The sequence below is a fragment of the Nocardia sp. CA-290969 genome, from assembly GCF_050936135.1.
In the GTDB taxonomy this organism is placed as follows: domain Bacteria; phylum Actinomycetota; class Actinomycetes; order Mycobacteriales; family Mycobacteriaceae; genus Nocardia.
The window spans coordinates 1790850-1812245 of the sequence record NZ_JBNJNJ010000001.1; the positions used below are offsets into that span (position 1 = coordinate 1790850).

At 68.6% G+C, this 21396-nt stretch carries 23 protein-coding genes; 11 read left to right on the forward strand and 12 right to left on the reverse strand.

What is annotated here, in order from left to right:
* Window positions 1–47: 47 nt before the first annotated feature.
* From nuoD to ACQEVO_RS08435, 5 genes are all read right to left on the reverse strand, one after another.
* The gene (gene nuoD, locus ACQEVO_RS08415; protein WP_432910634.1) at window positions 48–1427 is read right to left on the reverse strand and encodes an NADH dehydrogenase (quinone) subunit D; all 1380 of its coding nucleotides are present in this window, start codon (window positions 1425–1427) and stop codon (window positions 48–50) included.
* Window positions 1427–2152: an NADH-quinone oxidoreductase subunit C gene (locus ACQEVO_RS08420; RefSeq protein ID WP_432910636.1), complete on the reverse strand. Its 726-nt coding sequence runs from the start codon at window positions 2150–2152 to the stop codon at window positions 1427–1429. The genes nuoD and ACQEVO_RS08420 overlap by 1 nt, the downstream gene beginning before the upstream one ends.
* Window positions 2149–2703: a NuoB/complex I 20 kDa subunit family protein gene (locus ACQEVO_RS08425; RefSeq protein WP_432910639.1), complete on the reverse strand. Its 555-nt coding sequence runs from the start codon at window positions 2701–2703 to the stop codon at window positions 2149–2151. The genes ACQEVO_RS08420 and ACQEVO_RS08425 overlap by 4 nt, the downstream gene beginning before the upstream one ends.
* Before the next feature lie 69 nt (window positions 2704–2772).
* Window positions 2773–3153 (reverse strand): NADH-quinone oxidoreductase subunit A, encoded by a 381-nt coding sequence (locus tag ACQEVO_RS08430; protein WP_432910642.1) that lies wholly within the window; start codon window positions 3151–3153, stop codon window positions 2773–2775.
* A gap of 380 nt (window positions 3154–3533) precedes the next feature.
* Window positions 3534–3944: an Rv3143 family two-component system response regulator gene (locus ACQEVO_RS08435; RefSeq protein ID WP_432910645.1), complete on the reverse strand. Its 411-nt coding sequence runs from the start codon at window positions 3942–3944 to the stop codon at window positions 3534–3536.
* Window positions 3945–4026: 82 nt separating this feature from the next.
* On the opposite strand from ACQEVO_RS08435, the gene ACQEVO_RS08440 reads away from it, so the two are divergent.
* Complete coding sequence (locus ACQEVO_RS08440; protein WP_432910647.1) at window positions 4027–4431, forward strand: NUDIX hydrolase; 405 nt, start codon at window positions 4027–4029, stop codon at window positions 4429–4431.
* Window positions 4432–4510: 79 nt separating this feature from the next.
* On the opposite strand, the gene ACQEVO_RS08445 is transcribed toward ACQEVO_RS08440, so the two are convergent.
* The 4 genes from ACQEVO_RS08445 to ACQEVO_RS08460 are packed head-to-tail and all read right to left on the reverse strand — an operon-like array spanning window position 4511 to window position 8325.
* The gene (locus ACQEVO_RS08445; protein WP_432910650.1) at window positions 4511–5131 is read right to left on the reverse strand and encodes a GTP-binding protein; all 621 of its coding nucleotides are present in this window, start codon (window positions 5129–5131) and stop codon (window positions 4511–4513) included.
* Window positions 5112–5486: a DUF742 domain-containing protein gene (locus ACQEVO_RS08450; RefSeq protein WP_432910652.1), complete on the reverse strand. Its 375-nt coding sequence runs from the start codon at window positions 5484–5486 to the stop codon at window positions 5112–5114. The genes ACQEVO_RS08445 and ACQEVO_RS08450 overlap by 20 nt, the downstream gene beginning before the upstream one ends.
* 16 nt (window positions 5487–5502) lie before the next feature.
* Window positions 5503–5922 carry a roadblock/LC7 domain-containing protein gene (locus ACQEVO_RS08455; RefSeq protein WP_432910653.1) on the reverse strand — a complete coding sequence of 140 codons (420 nt, stop codon included), beginning with the start codon at window positions 5920–5922 and terminating at the stop codon, window positions 5503–5505.
* Window positions 5923–8325 (reverse strand): sensor histidine kinase, encoded by a 2403-nt coding sequence (locus tag ACQEVO_RS08460; RefSeq protein WP_432910654.1) that lies wholly within the window; start codon window positions 8323–8325, stop codon window positions 5923–5925.
* A gap of 168 nt (window positions 8326–8493) precedes the next feature.
* Between ACQEVO_RS08460 and ACQEVO_RS08465 the strand changes: the two genes are divergently transcribed.
* Window positions 8494–10047: a succinic semialdehyde dehydrogenase gene (locus tag ACQEVO_RS08465; RefSeq protein ID WP_432910656.1), complete on the forward strand. Its 1554-nt coding sequence runs from the start codon at window positions 8494–8496 to the stop codon at window positions 10045–10047.
* A 15-nt stretch (window positions 10048–10062) separates the two neighbouring features.
* On the opposite strand, the gene ACQEVO_RS08470 is transcribed toward ACQEVO_RS08465, so the two are convergent.
* Together ACQEVO_RS08470 and ACQEVO_RS08475 are read right to left on the reverse strand one after the other, a co-directional pair.
* A complete protein-coding gene (locus tag ACQEVO_RS08470) occupies window positions 10063–10455 on the reverse strand; it encodes a DUF779 domain-containing protein (RefSeq protein WP_432910659.1) in 393 nt (130 codons plus the stop codon).
* Window positions 10456–10755: 300 nt separating this feature from the next.
* Window positions 10756–11064 (reverse strand): hypothetical protein, encoded by a 309-nt coding sequence (locus ACQEVO_RS08475; protein ID WP_432910662.1) that lies wholly within the window; start codon window positions 11062–11064, stop codon window positions 10756–10758.
* A gap of 120 nt (window positions 11065–11184) precedes the next feature.
* Here ACQEVO_RS08475 and ACQEVO_RS08480 point away from each other — a divergent pair, with 120 nt between their 5' ends.
* Window positions 11185–12066: a TIGR03621 family F420-dependent LLM class oxidoreductase gene (locus ACQEVO_RS08480; RefSeq protein ID WP_432910664.1), complete on the forward strand. Its 882-nt coding sequence runs from the start codon at window positions 11185–11187 to the stop codon at window positions 12064–12066.
* Here the strand turns inward: ACQEVO_RS08480 and ACQEVO_RS08485 are convergent.
* Window positions 12058–12708: a TetR/AcrR family transcriptional regulator gene (locus tag ACQEVO_RS08485; protein ID WP_432910665.1), complete on the reverse strand. Its 651-nt coding sequence runs from the start codon at window positions 12706–12708 to the stop codon at window positions 12058–12060. The genes ACQEVO_RS08480 and ACQEVO_RS08485 overlap by 9 nt on opposite strands.
* A gap of 121 nt (window positions 12709–12829) precedes the next feature.
* Between ACQEVO_RS08485 and ACQEVO_RS08490 the strand changes: the two genes are divergently transcribed.
* The 8 genes from ACQEVO_RS08490 (at window position 12830) to ACQEVO_RS08525 (ending at window position 21326) form a co-directional block, all read left to right on the forward strand.
* A complete protein-coding gene (locus tag ACQEVO_RS08490) occupies window positions 12830–13906 on the forward strand; it encodes an SDR family oxidoreductase (protein WP_432910668.1) in 1077 nt (358 codons plus the stop codon).
* A gap of 16 nt (window positions 13907–13922) precedes the next feature.
* On the forward strand, window positions 13923–14126 hold the full coding sequence (locus ACQEVO_RS08495; RefSeq protein ID WP_432910670.1) for a hypothetical protein: 204 nt from the start codon (window positions 13923–13925) through the stop codon (window positions 14124–14126).
* A gap of 247 nt (window positions 14127–14373) precedes the next feature.
* Window positions 14374–15915 (forward strand): flavin-containing monooxygenase, encoded by a 1542-nt coding sequence (locus ACQEVO_RS08500; RefSeq protein ID WP_432922485.1) that lies wholly within the window; start codon window positions 14374–14376, stop codon window positions 15913–15915.
* Window positions 15916–16237: 322 nt separating this feature from the next.
* Window positions 16238–17611, forward strand: coding sequence for an FAD-dependent oxidoreductase (locus tag ACQEVO_RS08505; RefSeq protein WP_432910672.1), 1374 nt, complete (start codon window positions 16238–16240; stop codon window positions 17609–17611).
* Between the two features lie 133 nt (window positions 17612–17744).
* Window positions 17745–18854 (forward strand): PP2C family protein-serine/threonine phosphatase, encoded by a 1110-nt coding sequence (locus ACQEVO_RS08510; RefSeq protein ID WP_432910675.1) that lies wholly within the window; start codon window positions 17745–17747, stop codon window positions 18852–18854.
* 197 nt (window positions 18855–19051) lie between these two features.
* On the forward strand, window positions 19052–19357 hold the full coding sequence (locus ACQEVO_RS08515) for a hypothetical protein (protein ID WP_432910678.1): 306 nt from the start codon (window positions 19052–19054) through the stop codon (window positions 19355–19357).
* A gap of 160 nt (window positions 19358–19517) precedes the next feature.
* Window positions 19518–20228 carry a response regulator transcription factor gene (locus ACQEVO_RS08520; RefSeq protein WP_432910681.1) on the forward strand — a complete coding sequence of 237 codons (711 nt, stop codon included), beginning with the start codon at window positions 19518–19520 and terminating at the stop codon, window positions 20226–20228.
* A 3-nt stretch (window positions 20229–20231) separates the two neighbouring features.
* Window positions 20232–21326 carry a sensor histidine kinase gene (locus tag ACQEVO_RS08525; RefSeq protein WP_432910684.1) on the forward strand — a complete coding sequence of 365 codons (1095 nt, stop codon included), beginning with the start codon at window positions 20232–20234 and terminating at the stop codon, window positions 21324–21326.
* Window positions 21327–21396: the final 70 nt, after the last annotated feature.

A 21396-nucleotide genomic window follows, 5' to 3' on the forward strand; every position in this document is an offset into this window, starting at 1 on the left:
GGAAGCCGGAAGATGCGGACGGCCGCGGCGCGGGCGTGGGGATCGCCTCATCGGTCCACACCGCCCATCACCGGGTCGATACTGGCCACGGCCGCGATCACATCGGCGACCATGCCGCCCTCACACATCGCGGCCACCGCCTGCAGATTGGTGAACGACGGGTCGCGATAGTGCACGCGATACGGCCGGGTGCCCCCGTCGCTGACCATATGCACCCCGAGTTCACCGCGCGGGGATTCCACCGCTTCGTAGACCTGGCCCGGCGGCACCCGGATACCCTCGGTGACCAGTTTGAAATGGTGGATCAGGCCCTCCATGGAGGTCCCCATGATCTTGCCGATATGCCGCGGCGAGTTGCCCAGGCCGTCCTCGCCGAGCGTCAGATCCGCGGGCCAGGCGATCTTCTTGTCCGACACCATCACCGGGCCCGGGCGCAGCCGGTCCAGGCACTGCTCCACGATCTTCAGCGACTCCTTCATCTCCTCGATCCGGATGAGGTAGCGGCCGTAGCAGTCGCAGGTATCGGTGGTCGGCACCTCGAATTCGTAGTTCTCGTAACCGCAATAAGGCATGGCCTTGCGCAGATCGTGCGGCAGCCCGGTGGACCGCAGCACCGGACCCGTGACCCCGAGGGCGATACATCCGGTGAGGTCCAGGTAGCCGATGTTCTGGGTACGCGCCTTGAAAATCGGATTGTGGGTGAGCAGATGCTCCATATCGCGCAGCCGCTTCGGCATGAGTTCGAGCAGTTCCCGGACCTTGGTGACCCCGTTGTCCGGTAGGTCCTGCGCCAGACCACCGGGCCGGATATAGGCGTGATTCATCCGCAGGCCGGTGATGGCCTCGAAAACATCCAGGATCAGTTCCCGCTCCCGGAAGCCGAACAGCATCGGCGTGAGCGCGCCGAGTTCCATACCTCCCGTGGCCAGCGCCACCAGATGCGAGGAGATCCGGTTGAGCTCCATCAGGAGCACCCGGATCACGGTCGCGCGCTCGGGAATATCCTCGGTGATCCCGAGCAGCCGTTCCACACCGAGACAGAAGGCCGTCTCGTTGAAGAACGGCGACAGATAGTCCATCCGGGTCACGAAGGTGACACCCTGCGCCCAGGCCCGGAACTCGAGGTTCTTCTCGATCCCGGTGTGCAGGTAGCCGATTCCGCAGCGGGCCTCCACCACCGTTTCGCCCTCGATCTCCAGGATGAGGCGCAGCACGCCGTGCGTGGAGGGATGCTGCGGGCCCATATTGACGACGATGCGTTCCTCGCCGGCGCCGCGTAGCGCTTCGGCGACATCGTCCCAATCCTGGCCGGCGACGGTGACCACCTGCCCGGAATCCTGCTCCGCCGCGGGCCGAGCGATACCGGCTCCGGAGTCGTCGTGGTCGGGCTCGCCGGAAAGCCCGGGCCGCGTATCGATTTCACTCATCAGCTGTAGGCCCTCCGCTCATCGGGCGGCGGTATGCGCGCGCCCTTGTATTCGACCGGGATCCCGCCGAGCGGGTAGTCCTTGCGCTGGGGGTGACCGCGCCAGTCGTCGGGCATGGTGATCCGGGTCAGCGAGGGATGCCCGTCGAACCGGATACCGAAGAAGTCGTAGGTTTCCCGTTCGTGCCAATCGCAGGTCGGGTACACGCGGTACAGCGACGGGATATGCGGATCGGCATCCGGCGCGGCCACCTCGAGCCGGACGCGGCGCCCGTGCGTGATCGAGTTCAAGTGGTAGACGGCGTGCAGTTCACGGCCGGTCTCGTCCGGGTAGTGCACACCGCTCACGCCGAGGCACAGTTCGAACCGCAAGGCGGGATCGTCGCGCAGGGCGTGCGCGACCGCCACCAGATGTTCCCGGCGCACATGCAGCGTGAGTTCGCCGCGGTCCACCACCACTTTCTCGATCGCCGCGTCGAACCCGGGGCCGGCGGCGAGCGCGGTGTGCAGCAGTTCGACCACCGTATCGAAGTAGCCGCCATAGGGCGGGGGCGTACCGCCCGGCAGAGCGATCTCGTGGACCAGCCGCCCGTACCCGGAGGTGTCGCCGCTGCCGGCGATACCGAACATCCCCCGGCGCCGGCCGATCACCTCGTCGTGCGGTCCGATCGGCTGTTCGGGCTCCACGGCCCGGCTGTCGGTGGATTCGGGGCGCTCGGTGCTCATCGCAGCAAACCCTCCATCCGGATCGTCGGGGTCGCGGCGAGGGCGGCCTGTTCCGCAGCCCGGATCGCCTCGTCGCGGTTCACCCCCATCGGGGTGTGCTGGATCTTGTCGTGCAACGCGAGAATCGCGTTGAGCAGCATCTCCGGTCGTGGGGGACAGCCCGGCAGGTAGATATCGACCGGGACCACGTGATCCACACCCTGCACGATCGCGTAGTTGTTGAACATCCCGCCCGACGACGCGCACACGCCCATGGCCAGAACCCATTTCGGCTCGGTCATCTGGTCGTAGACCTGCCGCAACACCGGCGCCATCTTCTGGCTCACCCGCCCGGCGACGATCATCAGATCCGCCTGCCGCGGTGAGGCGCGGAACACCTCCATCCCGAAACGCGCCGAATCGAAACGACCGCCACCGGTGGCCATCATCTCGATGGCACAGCAGGCCAGCCCGAAGGTGGCCGGCCACAGCGACCCCTTGCGCATGTATCCCGCCATGGCCTCGACCGTGCTGAGGACGAAACCGCTGGGCAGTTTCTCTTCCAAACCCATATCCGACTACTCCCTGGGGCTTCGGGCCCACGCCGGTGCGTGGGCTGCGGCTGTTCGGAGGTTCGCGGCTCAGTCCCAGCTGAGGCCGCCGCGCCGCCATTCGTAGGCGTAGGCGACCGAGACGTTGACGATGAACAACGCCATCGCGACCAGGCCGAACACCCCGAGCGCATCGATATGGACCGCCCACGGGTAGAGGAACACGATCTCGATATCGAAAATGATGAACAACATCGCGGTGAGGTAGTACTTCACCGGAAAACGTTGCCCGGTAATGCTTCCCGCGCCGCCGGCGACCGCGTGCGGTGTCGGCTCGATACCGCATTCGTAGGCCTGCAGTTTCGCGCGGTTGTAGCGTTTGGGCCCGATGAGGCCGGCAATCAGGACCGAGATGACCGCGAACGCGGCGGCTACCGCGCCGAGGACCAGAATCGGCAGTTCGGTGTTCACGACTGCGCTTCCCCTCCTTGCGAACTCCGGGCCCGGCGGTTGTGCCGCGGGGCCCGCGTACGGGGTCGGGCGGTCGATGGGTACGGCCCGCGCCGCCGGATCATCCCCGGATTTCGCGAATCGGGCTGGGGGAGGATTCGGTGTCGCGGGTTATATGTCATCGCCCGCGCTCATGTGAGCTAAAGCACAGCCTACAACCGTTGCGGCAGGACGAACGCGGATTCAGTGACCCGTTTGATCGAATTCGGGACTGAGATTTATGAGCGAATGAACGTAATCGGCTACCGCCTCCGGGCCTGACGCGCTCGGGCTGTGTTGGTTGCGCCTGAGCGCGGGCGCTGCGTGGTTACGCTTCGCTGCCGCCTCCGGGCCTGACGCGCTCAGGCGGCGGTACGCCGGCGGAGCAGCTCGACCACGATCTCGGTGAGCCGCAGCGGGTCGATCGGGTGGGATGCCACGGCCTCGGCGCGTGACCAGTTCGCCAGCCACGCATCGTCGGCACGGCCGGTGAGCACGACCAGCGGCGGGCAATCGTCGATCTCGTCCTTGAGCTGCTTGGCCACGCCCATCCCACCGACCGGGGCCGATTCGCCGTCGAGAATCGCGAGATCGGCCGCGCCGGCGTCCATGCGCTGCAGCACCACCGGGGCGGTGGCCACCTCGAGGTAGTCGAACGGCGGTAGATCCGGGTGCGGGCGGCGCCCGAGCGCCAGCATCACCTGGCTCCGGGTGTCGGCATCGTTGCTGTAGACCAGGACCCGCAGCACGGCGGGAGGATTCGCATCGGCCACGTCCGCATGGTACGTCCGCCGGCGGGCGATTGGGGGCACCTTGGCCGAGATGGTCCGTCGGCGCTGCCGCTAAGCTGCCGGCGTGACGGACGAGTTGGTCGGCGAACTGATCGATACGGTCGCCTGGGTACTGATCGAGGACGGCCGGATCCTGTGCGCCCGCCCGCGCGGCAAAGCGGTCTTCTATATTCCGGGCGGTAAGCGGGAACCGGGTGAAACCGATGAGCAGACACTGGTCCGCGAGATCACCGAGGAACTCACCGTCACGCTGGTGCCCGCCACCGTCGAGCCGGTGGGTGTGTACGAGGCCGTCGACGGAGCCGCGCGGGTCCGGATGAGCTGCTACCGCGCCGAGTACCGGGGCGAGCTGCGGGCCAGCAGTGAGATCGCCGAACTCGCCTGGTTCGGCTACCGCGAACGCCCACAGGTGCCGCCGGTGGACCAGCTGCTGTTCGACGAACTGCACGCCGCGGGCGCCCTGCGCTGAGAGCCGGCCCGCTGCCGCCGATCGGCGGTCGAGCCGCGACCGATCGTGGCGGAGCCGGTAACCGGCCCCGCCGGGCGGCTCAGCCGGGGTTGGCCGTGAGATCGGGCCGGGTCGCCCGATCGATGAGATGTTCGATCAGGCTGAGCAGCACATTCTTTGCCGAAACCCGGTCCCGCGCATCGCACAGCATCACCGGGATCGACCGGTCGAGATCGAGCGCGTCGCGGACCTCGTCGACGGTGTAGCGCGGCGCACCGTCGAAACAGTTCACCGCCACCAGGAACGGCAGACCGCGCCGCTCGAAATAGTCGATGGCGGCGAACGAATTCCCGAGCCGGCGGGTATCGGCGAGTACCACCGCGCCGAGCGCACCCCGGGCGAGTTCGTCCCACAGGAACCAGAACCGGTCCTGGCCGGGCGTACCGAACAGGTACAGCACCAGATCCTTGTCGATGGTGATGCGGCCGAAGTCCAGGGCCACCGTCGTGGTGGTCTTGGATTCGACACCCGACAGATCGTCGATCCCCGTACTGAGTTCGGTGATCATCTCCTCGGTACGCAGCGGCGGTATCTCACTGATGGAGGCCACCATGGTGGTCTTGCCGACGCCGAAGCCGCCGGCTATGAGGACCTTGACCGACGCGGCCAGGGCCGGCGCCGCGGGGTCGATCCGGGCAGGGTCAAATTTTTCGGATTCCATCCAGTACCGCTCGCAATATGTTGAAGTCGCCGGGACCGGACTCCATCTGCACCGGAGCCCGGAAGATCAGATGGCCGTCACCGATCAGATCTCCGACGAGAATCTTGGTCACCGCCAGCGGCAGTTTCAAGGCGGCTGCCACCTCCGCCACTGTCTGTGGTTCCGTGCACAACTGCACGATATCGAGATATTCGGGTTCGATACGACGCAGCGGCGGGGCACCGCGAGCTCTGACCACGACCGTGAGCATATCCAGGTCGTGTCCGGCGCCGACGGTGCGGCCCCGGGTGATCGCGTACGGCCGCACCAGCGGTCCGGCATCGTCGTCGAACCAGGAATCCCGTGTACCGGTCATAGCCGTATCGCTGTTCTCACGGTTGCTGCGGTCGGTCCCCGGTTCCGCTGCGGGAACTGGTCGAGAGATGGTTGCCGACCCGCTGCACGGTCAGGTTCATCTCGTAGGCCACCATGCCGAGATTGGCGTCGGCCGCGGCCTGTACCGCGATACAGGCGTTGTCGCCGGCCGAGGTCACGAACAGGACGGCGCGATCGAGTTCGATTACCGCCTGCCGCACGCTGCCGCCCTCGAACCGTGCGCCTGCACTGCGCGCCAGGCCGTGCAGGGTCGAGGACATGGCCGCGAAATGCTCGGCCTCGGTGCGGTCCATTTTGGAGGAGTGGCCGAGCAGCATGCCGTCGGTGGACAGTACGACCGCCAGCCGGACCCCCGCGAGTCGATCGACGAGGTCGTCGAGCAGCCAGTTCAGGTCACCTTGAGTGGAAGTGGACACTTAGCCTTCCTGTTCATCCGGGGATGCGCCGTCCGGCGCCGGGCCGGCGGCGCCGGAATCCACGGCGGGCAAAGGCTTGCGGCCCTGCCGGGTGCCGTTCTCGATCGCCGCCATCAGGTCTCGGGCCTGTTCGGCCGAGCGCGGCCGCGCCGTTGCGGCCTGCTGGGCGCCCGAAACTTCCGGTCGCGGTGCGACTTTAGCCTGCCTGGAGCGGCGTGGTAAAGCCGGACGACCGTCGGGCAGTATGTCCGGTTCCGCCGGAGCGGCATCGGCCTCCGCCGCGCGGGCCGGCGCCGGGGTATCCGCCGGGGCCGGATCCGGGCCCGCGGGGCCGGACCGTGCCGGGTCCGGCGGTGCGCTGCCGGGCGCGCGCTCCTCGACGAGGGTCGCCGCGGCGAACGAGGCGGCGGCGTTGGCGGCGCGTTCCTCCGGTGCCGGCGCGGGCAGGGCCGGACGCGACAACCCCGGCAGCGGCGCGGTTTCCTCCGCGGGGTCGGTGAGCAGCATCGACGGGATGATGACCACGGCGCGGACACCGCCGTATTCCGATTCCCACAACCGCACCGAGATCCCGTGCCGCGCGGCGAGCTGGGCGACCACGAAGATCCCCAGGCGCGAATCACTCTGCAGCGAGGCGACCTCGAAATTCGGCGGGTTCTGCAGGATGTCGTTGAGCCGCTCCCGGCTGTCGGCGGTGATTCCCATCCCTTGATCGGTGATCTCCACGGCCACCCCCTTGCCGATCACCGAGCCGGTGACCTGCACCCGCGACTGCGGCGGCGAGAACGAGGTCGCGTTGTCGACCAGTTCGGCGAGCAGGTGGATGAGATCGCCGACCGCGGTTCCGGCCACCCGCACATCGGGTAGCCGGGCCAGCCGCACGCGGGGATAGTCCTGGGTTTCGCCGACCGCGCTGCGCACCAGATCCACCAGGGGCACCGGGGCGCGCCACTGGCGGCCCGGTTTCCCGCCGCCGAGCACGATCAGGTTCTCGGCGTTGCGGCGTTCGCGGGTGGCGAGATGGTCGAGCTTGAAGAGGACGTCCAGCATGGCCGGGTCCTCTTCGCGCCGTTCGGCCTCGTCCAGGATCTCCAGCTGTTTGTGCACCACGATCTGGCTGCGGTGGGCGATGTTGAGGAAGATCGATTTGACGCCTTCCTGCGTGCGCGCCTCGGTGACGGCGGCCGTGACGGCCACCGCGTGCGCGTGTTCGAACGCTGTCGCCACCGCGCCGAGTTCGTCGTGCCCGAAATCGAGTTTCGCCGCGGCCTCGGATTCGTCGATCGCCTCCCCGGCGCGGAGCCGCTCGAGCATATCCGGTAGCCGTTCGTCGGCCAGCGCCAGCGTATGGTCGCGCAATCGCACCAGCCGGTGGATGAAGCGGTTCGCCAGCACCAGCGAGATACCGAATCCCGCCGCGGAGATCACCAGCACGGCGAGCCCGATCAGCAGCGACTGGGTAGTGGTGCGGGCGGCGGCGTCCAGCGAGGCCTGCTGCATGATCGCGTTCTGGTCGTCCCACGTTTCCAGCAGTTCGTGGCTCACGTGATCGGCTGCGGCCTGCCAGGCGGCGAGCTGCGCCGGTGGCAGGCCCGCGGCGCTCGCCTCGGTGTCGCCGGGGGCGAGGCTACGGGCCAGGAGAGTCTCTTCGGTACGACCGAGCAGCTGCCACTGCGGGCTGCTGATCAGATTGTTCAGCCGCTCGCCGAGCGTGGGCTCGAGTTCGGCGGCCAACAGGGCCGTTTCGCTGTGGTAGAAGCCGGTCCGCTGGAGGAATTCTTCCGGCAGCGCGACCGGCTTCCCGTTGCGGAGAGCGGCCCCGGCCAGCGCATGGCTGCGCGCGGCCGCCTCCAGGGTGTGCATGATCCGGGTGGCGCGGGCCAGCTCCGTGGCCGAGTCCGCGTCGGGCGCGAAGGATTGCGACATCTGGGCACCGACCGCGAGGGCATCGAGCAGCCGGGCGTAGAAGGTGTACGCGTCGCCGGCGGAGACCGCGCGGGCATCGACCGCGACGCGAATATTGTTCAGTTGCTGAACCAGGGTGGCGAACGACCCGACATCGTCGCCGATCTCGTCGGGTTGCAGCTCACGCAAGCGCTGCGAGGCGGTCAGCAGATCGCGTAGCGCCTGTTCGCTGTTGGGCCGTACCGCGGCCAGCGCATCGGCGGCTGCCGGGTCGCCGGACAGATAGGACAGGGTGAGCCGCCGCTCGTTCTGGACGATCTCGTAGACGGCCCGGGTGGGGCCGGAAGCGGCGCGCATCGCCTCGGTCACCTGGCGGTCGTGCTGGCCCTGGTCGATCAGATAGCCTGTCGCACCCACGCCGACCACCAACAGGGTGAGGCTCGGAATGAGCGCGATCGCCAGGATCCGGGCGCGGACACCGAGCCTCGCTCTGAACATCGCCACAAAATAACCTTTCGACCCGCTTCCGGCACATCGAATCCCATTGAACAGGACTCCGTTCGACACCGCGACCGGCGGACGCGGCCGGCGGACACGCACACCGCGGGCCACCGGGTGGGTAGATTCGTCTGCACTCGTGGATTACCGACTTGGCAGGAGGCGCCGATGCCCGTCCCGGATAGCGCGGTCTTCGACCGCCTGAGCGCCCTGGCCGCGATCGATGACGCCGGATCTCGGTCGCAGCGCACGATCGACGAGGTCTTCACGGGCGCCCCGCTCGGTTCCGTGCCCGTGGGGACGGCCGAGGATGTGACGGCGGCCGTCGCGCGGGCGCGGGCCGCGCAACCGCACTGGGCGGCGCTCCCGGCCGCCGAACGTGCCCGGGTGCTGCACCGTTTCCGGGATGCGGTCGTCACGCAGCGGGCCGCGCTGATGGATGTGATCCAGGCCGAGACCGGGAAGGCCCGGTGGGCGGCGCAGGAAGAAGTGATGGGGCTGATGTTCGCGGCCCGCTACTTCGCACGGGTGGCACCCGGCCTGCTGGACGAACAGCGCGTACCCGGTGCCTTCCCGATCCTGAATCGCGCCCGGGTGGGTGCCCGGCCGCGCGGGGTGGTCGCGGTGATCGCGCCGTGGAACTATCCGCTGGTGCTTTCGCTCGGCGATGCGATTCCCGCACTGCTGGCCGGTAACGCCGTCGTCCTGAAACCGGACAGCCGGACACCGTTCTCCGCGCTCGCGGGCGCCGAACTGCTGTATCGCGCCGGGCTGCCGCGTGATCTGCTCGCCGTCGTGCCGGGCCCCGGGCCGGTGGTCGGCGAAGCGATGGTCGAGGCCTGCGACTATCTGATGTTCACCGGCTCCACCCAGACCGGCCGCGCCCTCGCGCAGCGGTGCGGTGCGCGGCTGATCGGGTTCTCCGCCGAACTGGGCGGTAAGAATCCGATGATCGTCACCGCGGGTGCGAACCTCGCCCGCGCCGCGCGGGCGGCGGTGCGGGCATGTTTCTCCAACGCCGGGCAGCTGTGCATCTCCATCGAGCGGATCTATGTGGAACGTGCGGTGGCCGGCGAGTTCACCGAGAAGTTCGTCGCGGCCGTCGAGGCGGCGAAACTGGGCGCTGCCTACGACAATTCGGCCGAAATCGGTTCGCTGATCTCACCGGCGCAACTGGAAACCGTCACCGAGCATCTCGCCGACGCCACCGCGCAGGGCGCCCGGGTGCTCACCGGCGGTAACCCCCGGCCCGATATCAGTCCGCTCTTCTTCGAACCGACCGTGCTCACCGGCGTCACCGACGAGATGATCTGCGGCCGCAACGAAACGTTCGGTCCGCTGGTCGCCGTGTATCCCGTCGATTCCGTGGACGCGGCGGTCACCGCGGCCAACGATACCGAGTACGGCCTGAACGCCAGCGTATGGGCGGCGACGGCGGCAGAGGGGGAGCGGATCGCCCGCCGGCTGCGCACGGGCACCGTCTGCGTGAACGAAGGGTATGCCCCGGCCTGGGGCAGTACTGCCGCGCCCATGGGCGGTATGGGTGCCTCCGGAGTGGGCCGCCGGCACGGCCCCGAAGGACTGCTGAAATTCACCGAACCCCAGTCGGTGGTGACGACCCGGTACCTGAACCTGGACCCGCCACCGATGATTCCGCCGGAGCTGTGGCAACGCGTTCTGATGACCATCGCGCGCGGGTTGAAGTTCGTGCCCGGGCGGTGAACGCACGGGCAGGTATCAGCCCCGGCCGCGTTTACGGGCGGCCAGCGCGGCGGACTCGGCCGCGCTGAGCCGGCGGGTGCGTAACAGGAAGACCGCCGGCTCCGCCGGCTGTTCGCCGCCGTCCGGTACCGGACCGGCGTCGGCGGGGACGTCCACGGTCAGGTGGTCGCATTCGAAACGCGTGTAGGCCTGCGCGCTCATCCAGAGCTCGGTATGCCAGGCCAGGCGTCCGAACAGGGTATCGCCTTCGGCGGCCCGGAAATCGCGGATGGGCAACCACCGCGGTGCCGGTTCACCGGCGTCGTCGTGGGACAGGTAGAGCAGGATGGGGCCGTGTTGTTCGATCAGCTCGCGTAATGCGTTGCGGGCGCGGTCGGTCACCGCGACCCGATCGCTGCGATAGGCCATCAGGAACTCCGTGCCGTGCCGCGGTACCGCGGGGCGACCGTACCGATCGGATGAAACATTTCGCTCCTCGCACATAGTTTCCGGCGCCGGCCCCGGCCGGGCGCACCGATTCCGGCTTGCCGCAGCCCGGTATCCGGATCGCTTTTTCGCCAGCACTTTTGCGAACACATTCTTGCGTATCGCGCTCGCCGGGACGAGGGGGCGTCTATGGACCGGCGAAAATGATTGTGGTATAGGGCAAATCGCGAAGCCGGGACGGAACCCGTGCCCGCGACCACCGCCGGACAGTCGCGGAACCCGCTATTTCCGGATGAAGATACCGGCCAGATCGGCCCGTTCGATGGGAGTGTCCGCGTTGGCTTGGACGGCGCACAGGCCGTCGACGGCGGCCATGGACAGGTCCACATTCGTGCCGGTCGGTTGCTGCCCGTGCTGTTCCTCGAGGAATTTGGTGATGGTGATCCGTTTGGTTTCCTGATCCTGCCCGACGTACTCGCGGCACGGTGTGTCGCCGCCCTTGTTCATCGCTTCCTCGATCTCGGCGCAACCGGCCAGCACGAGCGCGGTGGCCGCGATCATCAGGCCGAACCGGGCTTTCGTGGCGTTCATCGACAATCCTCCTGGTGGCTCGGACGGGCGCCGCGCCTGTCCGGGACATACCCACCCTATGTCCGATGACGCGCCGCGGGACACGCGGTGTAACCGGCCCGGTGACGGTATGCAGGAAGGATGAGTTCACCGCGGGAATTCCGGTTCGGCGTGAATATGGGTGTTCCGCAGGCGCGCGACGAATGGGTGCGCAAATGCCGGCGGGCCGAAGCGCTCGGCTACGACGTCATCGGCGTCGCCGATCACCTCGGTCTCGCGCCCCCGTTCCCGGCGCTGGTGCTGGCCGCCGAGAACACCGAGCGAGTCCGGCTGAACACCTTCGTCCTGAACGCGCCCTTCTACAACCCCGTCCTGCTGGCCAGGGAGGTCGCCGGAACCGACCGGTTCGTCGAGGGCCGGCTGGAACTGGGCCTGGGCGCGGGCTACGTACGCGACGAATTCGATACCGCGGGCATACCGTTCGGGACCGGTGCGAGCCGGGTCGGCCGGCTCGAACAGACGATACGAACCCTGCGCGAGCTGTTCGCCGACCCCGGATACCAGCCGCGGCCGGCCCGGCCCGGCGGCCCGCCGCTGCTCATCGGCGGCTGGGGTGACCGGCTGCTGACTCTTGCCGCCCGCTACGCCTCCGTGGTGGCGCTGACGGGAGCCGCGACCACGGCTGCCGGCCCGCTACGACTGGCCGGTCTCGCCGAGATCGACGAGCGCGTCCGGTTCGTCCGGGCGGCGCTGGGGGAACGCGCCCCTGACGTCGAGCTGAACATCATGGCCCAGACCGTGGCGCCGGCCGCGCGCCGCGCCGAGATCCTGGATAAATACAGTTCGGCGCTGGAACCCGAGGTGCTCGCCGAAGTGGACGAGCTGCCCACTGTGCTCATCGGCAGCCCGCGGGAGCTCGCCGACCGCCTGCGGGCGAACCGGGAAAGGTTCGGGTTCGGCTATATCACGGTGCTGGAACCGGATCTGGAGGCCTTCGCCGAGGTCATCGCCGAACTACGGTGAGCCGCCGGCCACGCCGCGAGCTCCCGGCGGGGTCCCTGCGGCGAGGAACCCGTCCAGTCCGCCCAGCACCGAATCCACCAGGGCGGCCGGGGATGCGCCGAGGATGTCCGCGCGCTTGTCGAGATGCCCGTCGAGCCACAGGGAGGCGAGCCCGTGTCCCAGTGCCCAGACCGTGAGGACTGTCGTCTCGGCCCGGTCGGGGGAGAGCTCGCCGGCGGCCACGCAGTCGCCCACCGCCTCGGCGAGCACACCGAACGCGGCCTCACCGGCCGCCCGGGCGTCCGGGTGTTTCTCGGGTTGTGACAGTTCGGGGCGGAACATCAGGCGGAAGTACGCCGGCTTGTCGCGGGCGAACCGGATATAGCTCTGCTCCAGCGCGAGGAGTGCGGCCGTCGGTGAATCCGCGGTGGTACGCGCTTCGGTGAGCCGCTCCGCGAGCAACCGGAAGCCCTGGGTGACCAGATCCGCCAGTAACGCGGCACGGTCGGGAAAGTGGTGGTAGGGAGCCCCGGAACTGACACCGGCTTCCCGGGCGACCCGGCGCAGGCTGACGGCCGCGATTCCTTCGGTCTCGATCAGCCGCAGGCACGCGGTGAGCAGGGCGTCGCGGAGCGCGCCGTGATGGTAGGAGGTCCGGGGCACGTACTGAGGGTAGGTGAGTGCCCGCGGTGGCAGGAATTCGGTCTGGACAGGGAATCTATGCGGTGCTTAGATAATCTGAGCGGCGTTCAGACGGATGTCGAACCGATCCGGGTAGGTGGATATGAACACACGAGTACTGGTCACCGGCGCGACGGGATTCGTTGCCGGGCACGTCATCGTCGAACTGCTCGCGCACGGCTATGCCGTGCGTGCGACGGTGCGCGATCTCGCCGAGACGAAGAAGCGGGCGCATCTCGCCGATCACGCCGCGCGCACCGGGGCGGACCTGGATTTCGTCGCCGCCGATCTGACCCGCGACGACGGCTGGGCCGCCGCCGTCGCGGGCTGCGCGAAGGTGCTGCACGTCGCCTCGCCCTTTCCGGCCACGCCACCGGCGGATGAGGACGAGTTGATCCGGACCGCGGTCGACGGCACGCTGCGAGTGTTGCGGGCCTGCGCCGACGAGCCCGGCGTGGGGCGGGTCGTGGTGACCTCCTCGCTCGCCGCCATCGCGCACGGGCACCGCGACGATGCCGTCCGCACCGAAGCCGACTGGACCGTCGTCGAGCGCAGCCCGGCGTATCAGCGCAGCAAGACGCTGGCGGAACGGGCCGCGTGGGAGTTCGCCGGCGCGCTGCCGGCGGCCCGTGGGCTCGAACTCGTGGTGGTGAACCCGGGGATGGTGCTCGGTCCACTGCTGTCCCCGGAGCTGAGTACCTCGCACGAACCGGTGCGGCGGTTGCTGTCCGGAGCGGCGCCCGGAGTGCCGCGGGTGGGGTGGTCGACCGTGGATGTGCGGGACCTCGCCGTGGCACACCGGCTCGCGCTGGAGAAGCCGCAGGCGGCCGGTAAGCGATTCCTCTGCGCGGGTTCGCATCTGTGGATGGGCGAGATGGCCGAAGTGCTGGCCGCGGAGTACGGTCCGCAGGGTTTCCGGGTCCCGACCCGGCCGCTACCCGATTGGCTGGTCCGTGCCGTGGCGCTCTTCGACCGGGGTATCCGGCTTACGGTCCCGACGCTGGGGCGAATCGAACGGGTGAGCGCCGAGCGTGCCCGGCGTGAGCTGGGGTGGTCCATGCGGCCGGTCGAGGAAACCATCCGCGATACCGCCGAGAGTTTGCTGCGCCAGGGTGTGGTGGTGCGGCCGGACGGCCCGGCGGCGAAGGCGTCCGGTCGCGTCGTGCCCGCGCGCGCGTGAATTCGAGGAGGTCGCCGTGCTCGTGGCATCGGTGGTGGTAGCCCTCGGCGCCCTCGTGCGCCGGATTCGTGTGGGACGGGGCCGCGGTTCGGAACGGAAGCGGACGGCCGGCGTTCGTGCGGCGGGCCACGCGGACCGGTTGCGGCGCGGGGTGGCGGCGCTGGCGGGCCTGATCACGGTGGGGGCCGGGGCGGCTCTGTTCGCCGTGGCCTTCTGCTGATCGGGCCCGCGTTTCCGGTTCGCGGTCCTCGAATTGCGACCGGAAGCCCTTGGGCTGCGGGGGAATTCGTCCGCCGGTTCATTCGTAATAGTCACCGTGGAGAATTGAGGTATATATCACGCTGCCCAGGTCGTGCGGCCGGCCCGCCTCCGTCGGCGCGGGCGTCAGTATCGGGTACTCTAAGTTACATATAAAGGTGTCTGTCATGATCGACGACGACCCCGGCACGAAACAGACGAGGAACGCAATGACGCGGCATATCGACGTACTGATCATCGGTGCCGGGCTGTCCGGTATCGACGTGGCCTGCCATCTGGAGAAGGAGAACACCGGACGCAGCTACGCGATCCTGGAACGGCGGACGGCGATCGGCGGGACCTGGGACCTCTTCCGGTATCCGGGCATCCGGTCCGACTCCGATATGTACTCCTTCGGCTACGGCTTCCGGCCCTGGCGCGGCACGAAAATGCTGGCCGACGGTGCCGGTATCCGCCGGTACATCGAAGAGACCGCCGACGAATACGGCGTCACCCCGCATATCCGGTTCGGGCGCAAGGTCGTCTCGGCGAGCTGGTCGAGTGCCGACAACCTGTGGACCGTCCGGGTCGTCGAGGAGGCGACCGGGGCCGAGGAAATCTGGACCAGCAGTTTCCTCGTCGGCTGCACCGGCTACTACGACTACGACAACGGCTACCGGCCGTTGTTCCCGGGGGAAGAGAACTTCACCGGGCAGATCGTGCATCCGCAGCACTGGCCCGAGGATCTCGACTACCGCGGGAAGAAGGTCGTGGTGATCGGCAGCGGCGCCACCGCCATCACGCTGGTGCCGTCCATGGTCGGCGATGCCGCACATGTCACGATGCTGCAGCGGTCGCCGACGTATATCGCCTCGATTCCGGCCGAGGACCCGGTCGCGGTCGGGTTGACGAAGGTCAAATCCCCGGCCGGACTCACCTATCAGGTCGGCCGGGCCCGCAATATCGCCGTCCAGCAGGCCAGCTACCAGTTGTCGCGCAGACAACCGGCGCTGGCGCGGAAACTGTTCCTGAACTGGGTGCGGCTGGCGGTCGGCCCGGATATCGAGATGCGGCATTTCAGCCCGCAGTACGCGCCGTGGGATCAACGGCTGTGTGTGGTCCCGGACGGTGACCTGTTCAAAGCGCTGCGCCGCGGGCGGGCCTCGATCGTCACCGACACCATCGACACCTTCACCGAGAACGGAATCCGCGTCTCCTCCGGCGAGGAGATCGAGGCCGATATCGTCGTCACCGCCACCGGGCTGCGCATCCAGATCCTGGGTGGTGCCGCCCTGGAGGTGGACGGTGAGCCGGTGGTGACGCGCGACCGGGTCATGTACAAGGGCTCGCTGCTCGACGGTGTCCCGAACGCGCTGATGGTGCTGGGATACACCAACGCCTCCTGGACCCTGAAGGCCGATCTGGCCGCGGAGTATTTCTGCAAGGTGCTCAACCGGATGCGGGACCGCGGCTACACGCGGTTCGAGGTGAACGCCCGCGACGACGACCGTTCCGACGTCTCGGTGATGGGCGGGGCACTCAGTTCCGGCTATATCCAGCGTGGCGACGCGGTGATGCCGCGCCAGGGCACCGGCGGACCCTGGAAAGTGGTCAACAGCTACTTCCGGGACCGCGCCTACCTGCGCAAGAGCCCGATCGAGGACGGCATCCTGACCTTCACCGACGGTGCCGGCCGGCGGACCACGGGTTCCCATACTCCGGCCCGCGGGGCCGTGAGCCGGCTCCCGCTGATCGGATCGCGTCCGGCCTGACCGGACCCGGATTCGATTGCCGCGCACCGCCCTCGTGGGCGTCCGGTCCACTCGGCCGGCGATCCCGGGCGGTACCCGCCGCTGTCCACCGGAGCAGCCGCGTTGGGGCAGGCACCGCATCCTGTCCGCAAGGACCGTCGGATTGGGGATGCGCCCGGCGGTGCTGTTATTCCCGCCCGGTCGATATCGGCATGCTCTTGCCCGATTGGGCCGGTGCGTGGGTTCCACGCGCGGGCCGGTCAGCGTAGCGCCGGTGGGCCGGGCACTCGGGCGATGGCGGTGCTACCGCGGGGATCGGCCGCCGACTGGGTAAGTTGATCCTATGACCGAGCGGTTGGTGATCGTCGGCGGCGATGCGGCCGGTATGTCGGCGGCCGCGCAGGCCCGCCGGTACCGGGATGCCGAGGACCTCGAGATCGTGGTCTTCGAACGCGGGCATTTCACCTCGTACTCGGCCTGCGGAATCCCGTACTGGGTCGGTGGCCAGGTGCAGGACCGTGATCAGTTGATCGCGCGCACACCGGCCGAACACCGGGCACGGGCGATCGATGTGCGCTTGCGCAGCGAAGTCGTCGAACTCGATATCGCCGGCGCCCGGGTGCGCAGCCGCGATCTCGCGACCGGCGCCGAAACCTGGACCGGCTACGACGAACTCGTCCTCGCCACCGGCGCGCGCCCGATCCGGCCGCGGTTGCCCGGTATCGACGCGCCGGGCGTGCACGGGGTGCAGACCCTCGACGACGGCGAGACACTCATCGCGACGCTGGCCGCCACCACCGGCCGGCGTGCCGTGGTGGTCGGCGCGGGCTATATCGGGGTGGAGATGGCGGAGGCCCTGATCCGCCGCGGGTTCGACGTCACCGTTGTGCACCGCGGCACGGAACCGATGTCGACGCTGGACTCCGATATGGGTGCCCTGGTACGGGCGGCGCTGAGCGGCCTGGACGTCAGGGTGGCCGGCGAGAGCGAGGTCACCGCCATCCGGACCGGCCGCGACGGCCGGGTGCGCGCCGTGGTGGCCGGTGACAGCGAGTACCCGGCGGATGTGGTGGTGCTGGGGATCGGGGTCACGCCGGAAACCGATCTCGCCCGTGCCGCGGGGCTACCGATCGGCGAACACGGTGGGCTGCTGACCGATTCGGCCCTGCGAGTCGAGGGGCACCACAACATCTGGGCCGGCGGCGACTGTGTGGAGGTGCTCGACCTCGTCTCCGGTATGCGCCGCCATATCGCGCTCGGTACCCACGCCAACAAGCACGGCCAGATCATCGGCGCCAATATCGGTGGCGGTTATGCGACCTTCCCCGGGGTGGTGGGTACCGCTGTCAGCAAGGTGTGTGATCTGGAGGTGGCGCGCACGGGGTTGCGGGAGAAGGACGCCCGGGCAGCGGGCCTGCAGTACGTCACCGCGACCATCGAATCCACCAGCCGCGCCGGGTATTACCCGGACCCGGCGCCGATGACGGTCAAGATGCTGGCCGAACGGCTCACCGGGCGGTTGCTCGGCGTGCAGATCGTGGGTCGCGAAGGCGCCGGTAAACGGGTCGATATCGCGGCGGTCGCGCTGACCGCGGGAATGACGGTGGCGCAGATGACCACACTGGATCTCGGTTATGCGCCGCCGTTCTCGCCGGTCTGGGATCCGGTGCTGGTGGCGGCGCGTAAAGCCGTGCGGGCCGTGGGGGAGCGCGGATGATCATGCTCGCCGGGCCACCGCGTACTATCCTCGATCGTCAGTACGGAACGGGTCGAACGAAGGGGGGCGGTGTGCGGGCTCGCGATATCCGGGTCGGGGGGCGCCGGAAACAACTCGTGATCGCGGCGGCCGGATGAACCGGGAAGCGAATGCCGGGGGCGGCGAACAAGGCGACATTCTCGACGCGGTGACCGAACCCATGCCGGCGATCCGGGACACCCTCGACACCCGCCGCCGCGCCGCGGCTCAGGAACACACCGTGCCGCGCCGCTCCGTGGCGGCGGGTATCCACCGGGTGGCGCTGCCGGACGACGGACTCGCGGAAGTGGTCTGTGTGCACTGCGGCACCCAGGGGCGCGGCCCGCGGTGCCCGGTCTGCGATCACCCGCATCGGCTCCAGGACCGGTTCGAGGCCGACCTCGGCGTCGCCGGCCTGGTGACCGATCGCGGAGTCCTGCATGCCCGCAACGAGGACGCGGTGGCCGCCGCTGTGGTTCCCGACGACAGCGGGCAGCCGGAGACCATCGTGCTGGTGGTCTGCGACGGCGTCTCCTCCTCACCGGATCCGCAGGCCGCCTCCGGGACCGCCGTCCGGACCGGTGTCGATGCCTGTCTGGCGGCGCTGGCCGACGACCGGACCGCCGAGGAAGCGACGGCCGCGGGGATGGCTGCCGCATCCGAGGCCGTGCGTAATCTCGTCGGCCCGGACGGGGACGCGCCGTCGTGCACCTACGTCTCCGCCATCGTCCGCACCGAGGACTGCGGCCGGGTCTCGGTCACCGTGTCGAATATCGGCGACAGCCGCGCCTACTGGCTGGCCGCAGGCGAGGCCGCGGTCGAACAGCCCGCCCGCCCCGGGCACCCCGGTCCGCTGACCGGTCCGCAGAAGCTCACGGTGGACGATTCATGGGCGCAGACGCTCATCGAAGCCGGCGCGATGGACGAGCGCAGCGCTATGGCCGACCCCCGCGCGCACACCCTGATGCGCTGGCTGGGTGCGGACGCCGGGCAGCAGCCCTGGTCGGGGGACAGTATCCGCACCTATTTCGTGGAAGGCCCGGGTGCTCTGCTGCTGTGCACCGACGGCCTCTGGAACTACCTGCCGGGCCCGGTCGAGCTGGCGCAGCGCGCGCTCGGGGTGCCCACCACGGAGGGCGCACGGGCGCTCGTGGATTACGCGGTGGTCTGCGGCGGCAGCGACAACATCACGGTGGCCCTGGCGCCGATTTCCGGCGGTAGATGACCTTTTCCCGAACCCGCTAATTCCGGGCAACCGGGCCGGCCGTGAACTGGGGCCGGTGGGACGGTGCGGACACGCGGACATCTGCGTGTCCGCTGTGTTTGCAAAAGTGCGAAGCCGGGTACAAGTCCGGAAAGCCGGTGTGGCCACCAGGGCCGCACAGGGTGAGCACGTACGCACCTACCGCAAGGAGGTTCGTCATGAAGGGTGGCCTTTCCGCCGCTCCCGGAACAACCATGGTCACCACGAATCATGAGGTCATCCGCCAGTGGGCCCAGCGGCGCGGTGCAAACCCGGCGACCACGCCCGGTAGTGAGTACAACGGCGAAGTGGGCGTCCTGCGCCTCGACTTCCCGCACTACGGTGGGGCCGTCCTGCAGCCGGTCAGTTGGTCCGACTGGTTCGCAACCTTCGACGCGCGCAAACTGAGCTTCCGGTACCAGGAACTCCGTGCGGATGGCACCCCGAGCAATTTCTTCCGCCTGGAGCATGCGCGCGAAATTTGACAGTGAGTCATTTCACTCCGGGGGTTTACTTTGCGGGCGATCCGGCTATCCGTATAGCCGGAAGGTTGCTCGAGAAAACTGAGTAGCGGGCTGTCGCGTCGGTTTGGGGATGCGAAACCCGCGCCGCGGCACGCCACGTGCGTCTGCAAGGGATTGAAAATTGAGCGCGAACCTGATGATCGTGGAAGACGACGACCGGGTCCGGGGTGCTTTACGCCTGGCCATGGAGGACGAGGGCTACGACGTCGCGGAGGCCGAGGAAGCCGAGGCCGCGCTCAGCCATCTGCGGACGATCGGCGTGCCCGATGTGATGATCGTCGATCTGATGCTCGGCGGGATGGACGGGTTCACCTGTATCCGGGAGATCCGCCGCGACCACGACGTGCCCATCATCGTGGTGAGCGCTCGAGACGATACCCATGACGTGGTGGCCGCCCTGGAAGCCGGCGCCGACGATTTCGTCACCAAACCGTTCGAGATCAAGGAGATCACCGCGCGGATGCGTGCCCTGCGCCGGCGGGCACGGCTGGTGGTCGAACGGGAGGCGCCCATCGAGGTGGTCCTGGACGCAGACCCGGCCGCCCCGCTGATCCTGTCGCCGGAGGGTGGCGCGGTCCGCCGCGGCGACAAAGAAATCAACCTCACCATCACCGAATTCCGGCTGCTGTGCGAACTGGCCGATGCGCCGGGCCGGGTCCTGAGCCGCGACGTGTTGCTGGAGCGCGTGTGGGACCGCGGTTTCTTCGGTGACGAACGCATTGTGGACGTCCATATGCGCAGGTTGCGCACCAAAATCGAGCGCGACCCCTCCGATCCGCAAATCGTGGTCACCGTCCGTGGCCTCGGTTACCGGCTGGACGTACAGCGCTGAACGATGGTCACCGTAGCGAGCACGGCACGGGTCGAACCCGATCCGGGGCATTGGAGCCTGCGTAGCCGGGTGACGACCGCATTTGCGGCGTCCTCCGGGCTGATGGCGCTGGTACTCGTCCTGGCGGTCTTCGCCGTGGTCGGTGATGAGAACCGCACCTTCGGCGAACGGCTGCACAATCGGCCGGCCCTGCTGGCCGGTTGCGCGCTGGCCGCGGCCCTCGTCGGTGCCGCGGTGGGGGTGTGGGTGAGCCGGCGGATGCTCAAACCGCTGCGTGATGTCGCCGAGGCGGCTGCCCGCATCGCCTCGGGCGAACTCGAGACCCGGCTGCCGGACAGCAACGACCAGGATCTCGCCAGCACGGTCGCCTCCTTCAACCGGATGGTCGATTCCCTGCAGCGCCGGATCGAACGCGAACACCGGCTCTTCGGCGATGTGAGCCACGAATTGCGCACTCCACTCACCACCCTGACCACCGCGGTAGGGGTCCTGGAACGTTGCCGTGACGAGCTTCCGCCGCGGTCGTGCCAGGCGCTGGATCTGGTGAGTGCCGAAGTGGAACATCTGCGCCGGCTGCTCGACGATCTACTCGCCCTGGCCCGCGTGGAGGCGGGTATGCATCACGGTGATGCGGATCCCGTTTCGGTGGGAGATCTGCTGGTCCACACCTTGCGGGACAGTCACCGGCCGGCCGAGCTGCTCACAGTCGCGGACACCGTCACCGTGCTGGGCCGTAAACTGGAACTGGAACGCGCTCTGCTGAACGTGCTGAAAAATGCCGATCGGCACGGCGGAGGCGCCGTGGCCGTGACAGTGCGGCGGGACGGGGACGAGGCGGTCATCGAGGTCGATGACGCCGGTCCCGGAGTCGCGCCGGCCGACCGTGACCGAATTTTCGAACGCTTCGCGACTTCCCGCAGCGGCCGCCGCTCCGCCACCGGCGGGACCGGTATCGGTCTGGCGCTCGTCGCCGAGACCGTGGCCACGCACCGCGGCCGGGTCGAATGTACGGAACGCCCCGGTGGGGGCGCCCGTTTCGTCATCCGGCTTCCTGCCATCGATCGAGAGGGGCGTCATCAGCCTGTAACACAACCGTAAAGAACTCGACCGGGCTACCTCAAAGTTGATTCGTAAGCCTGGGAAAGTACTGCAAGCAGACATCGGAGTT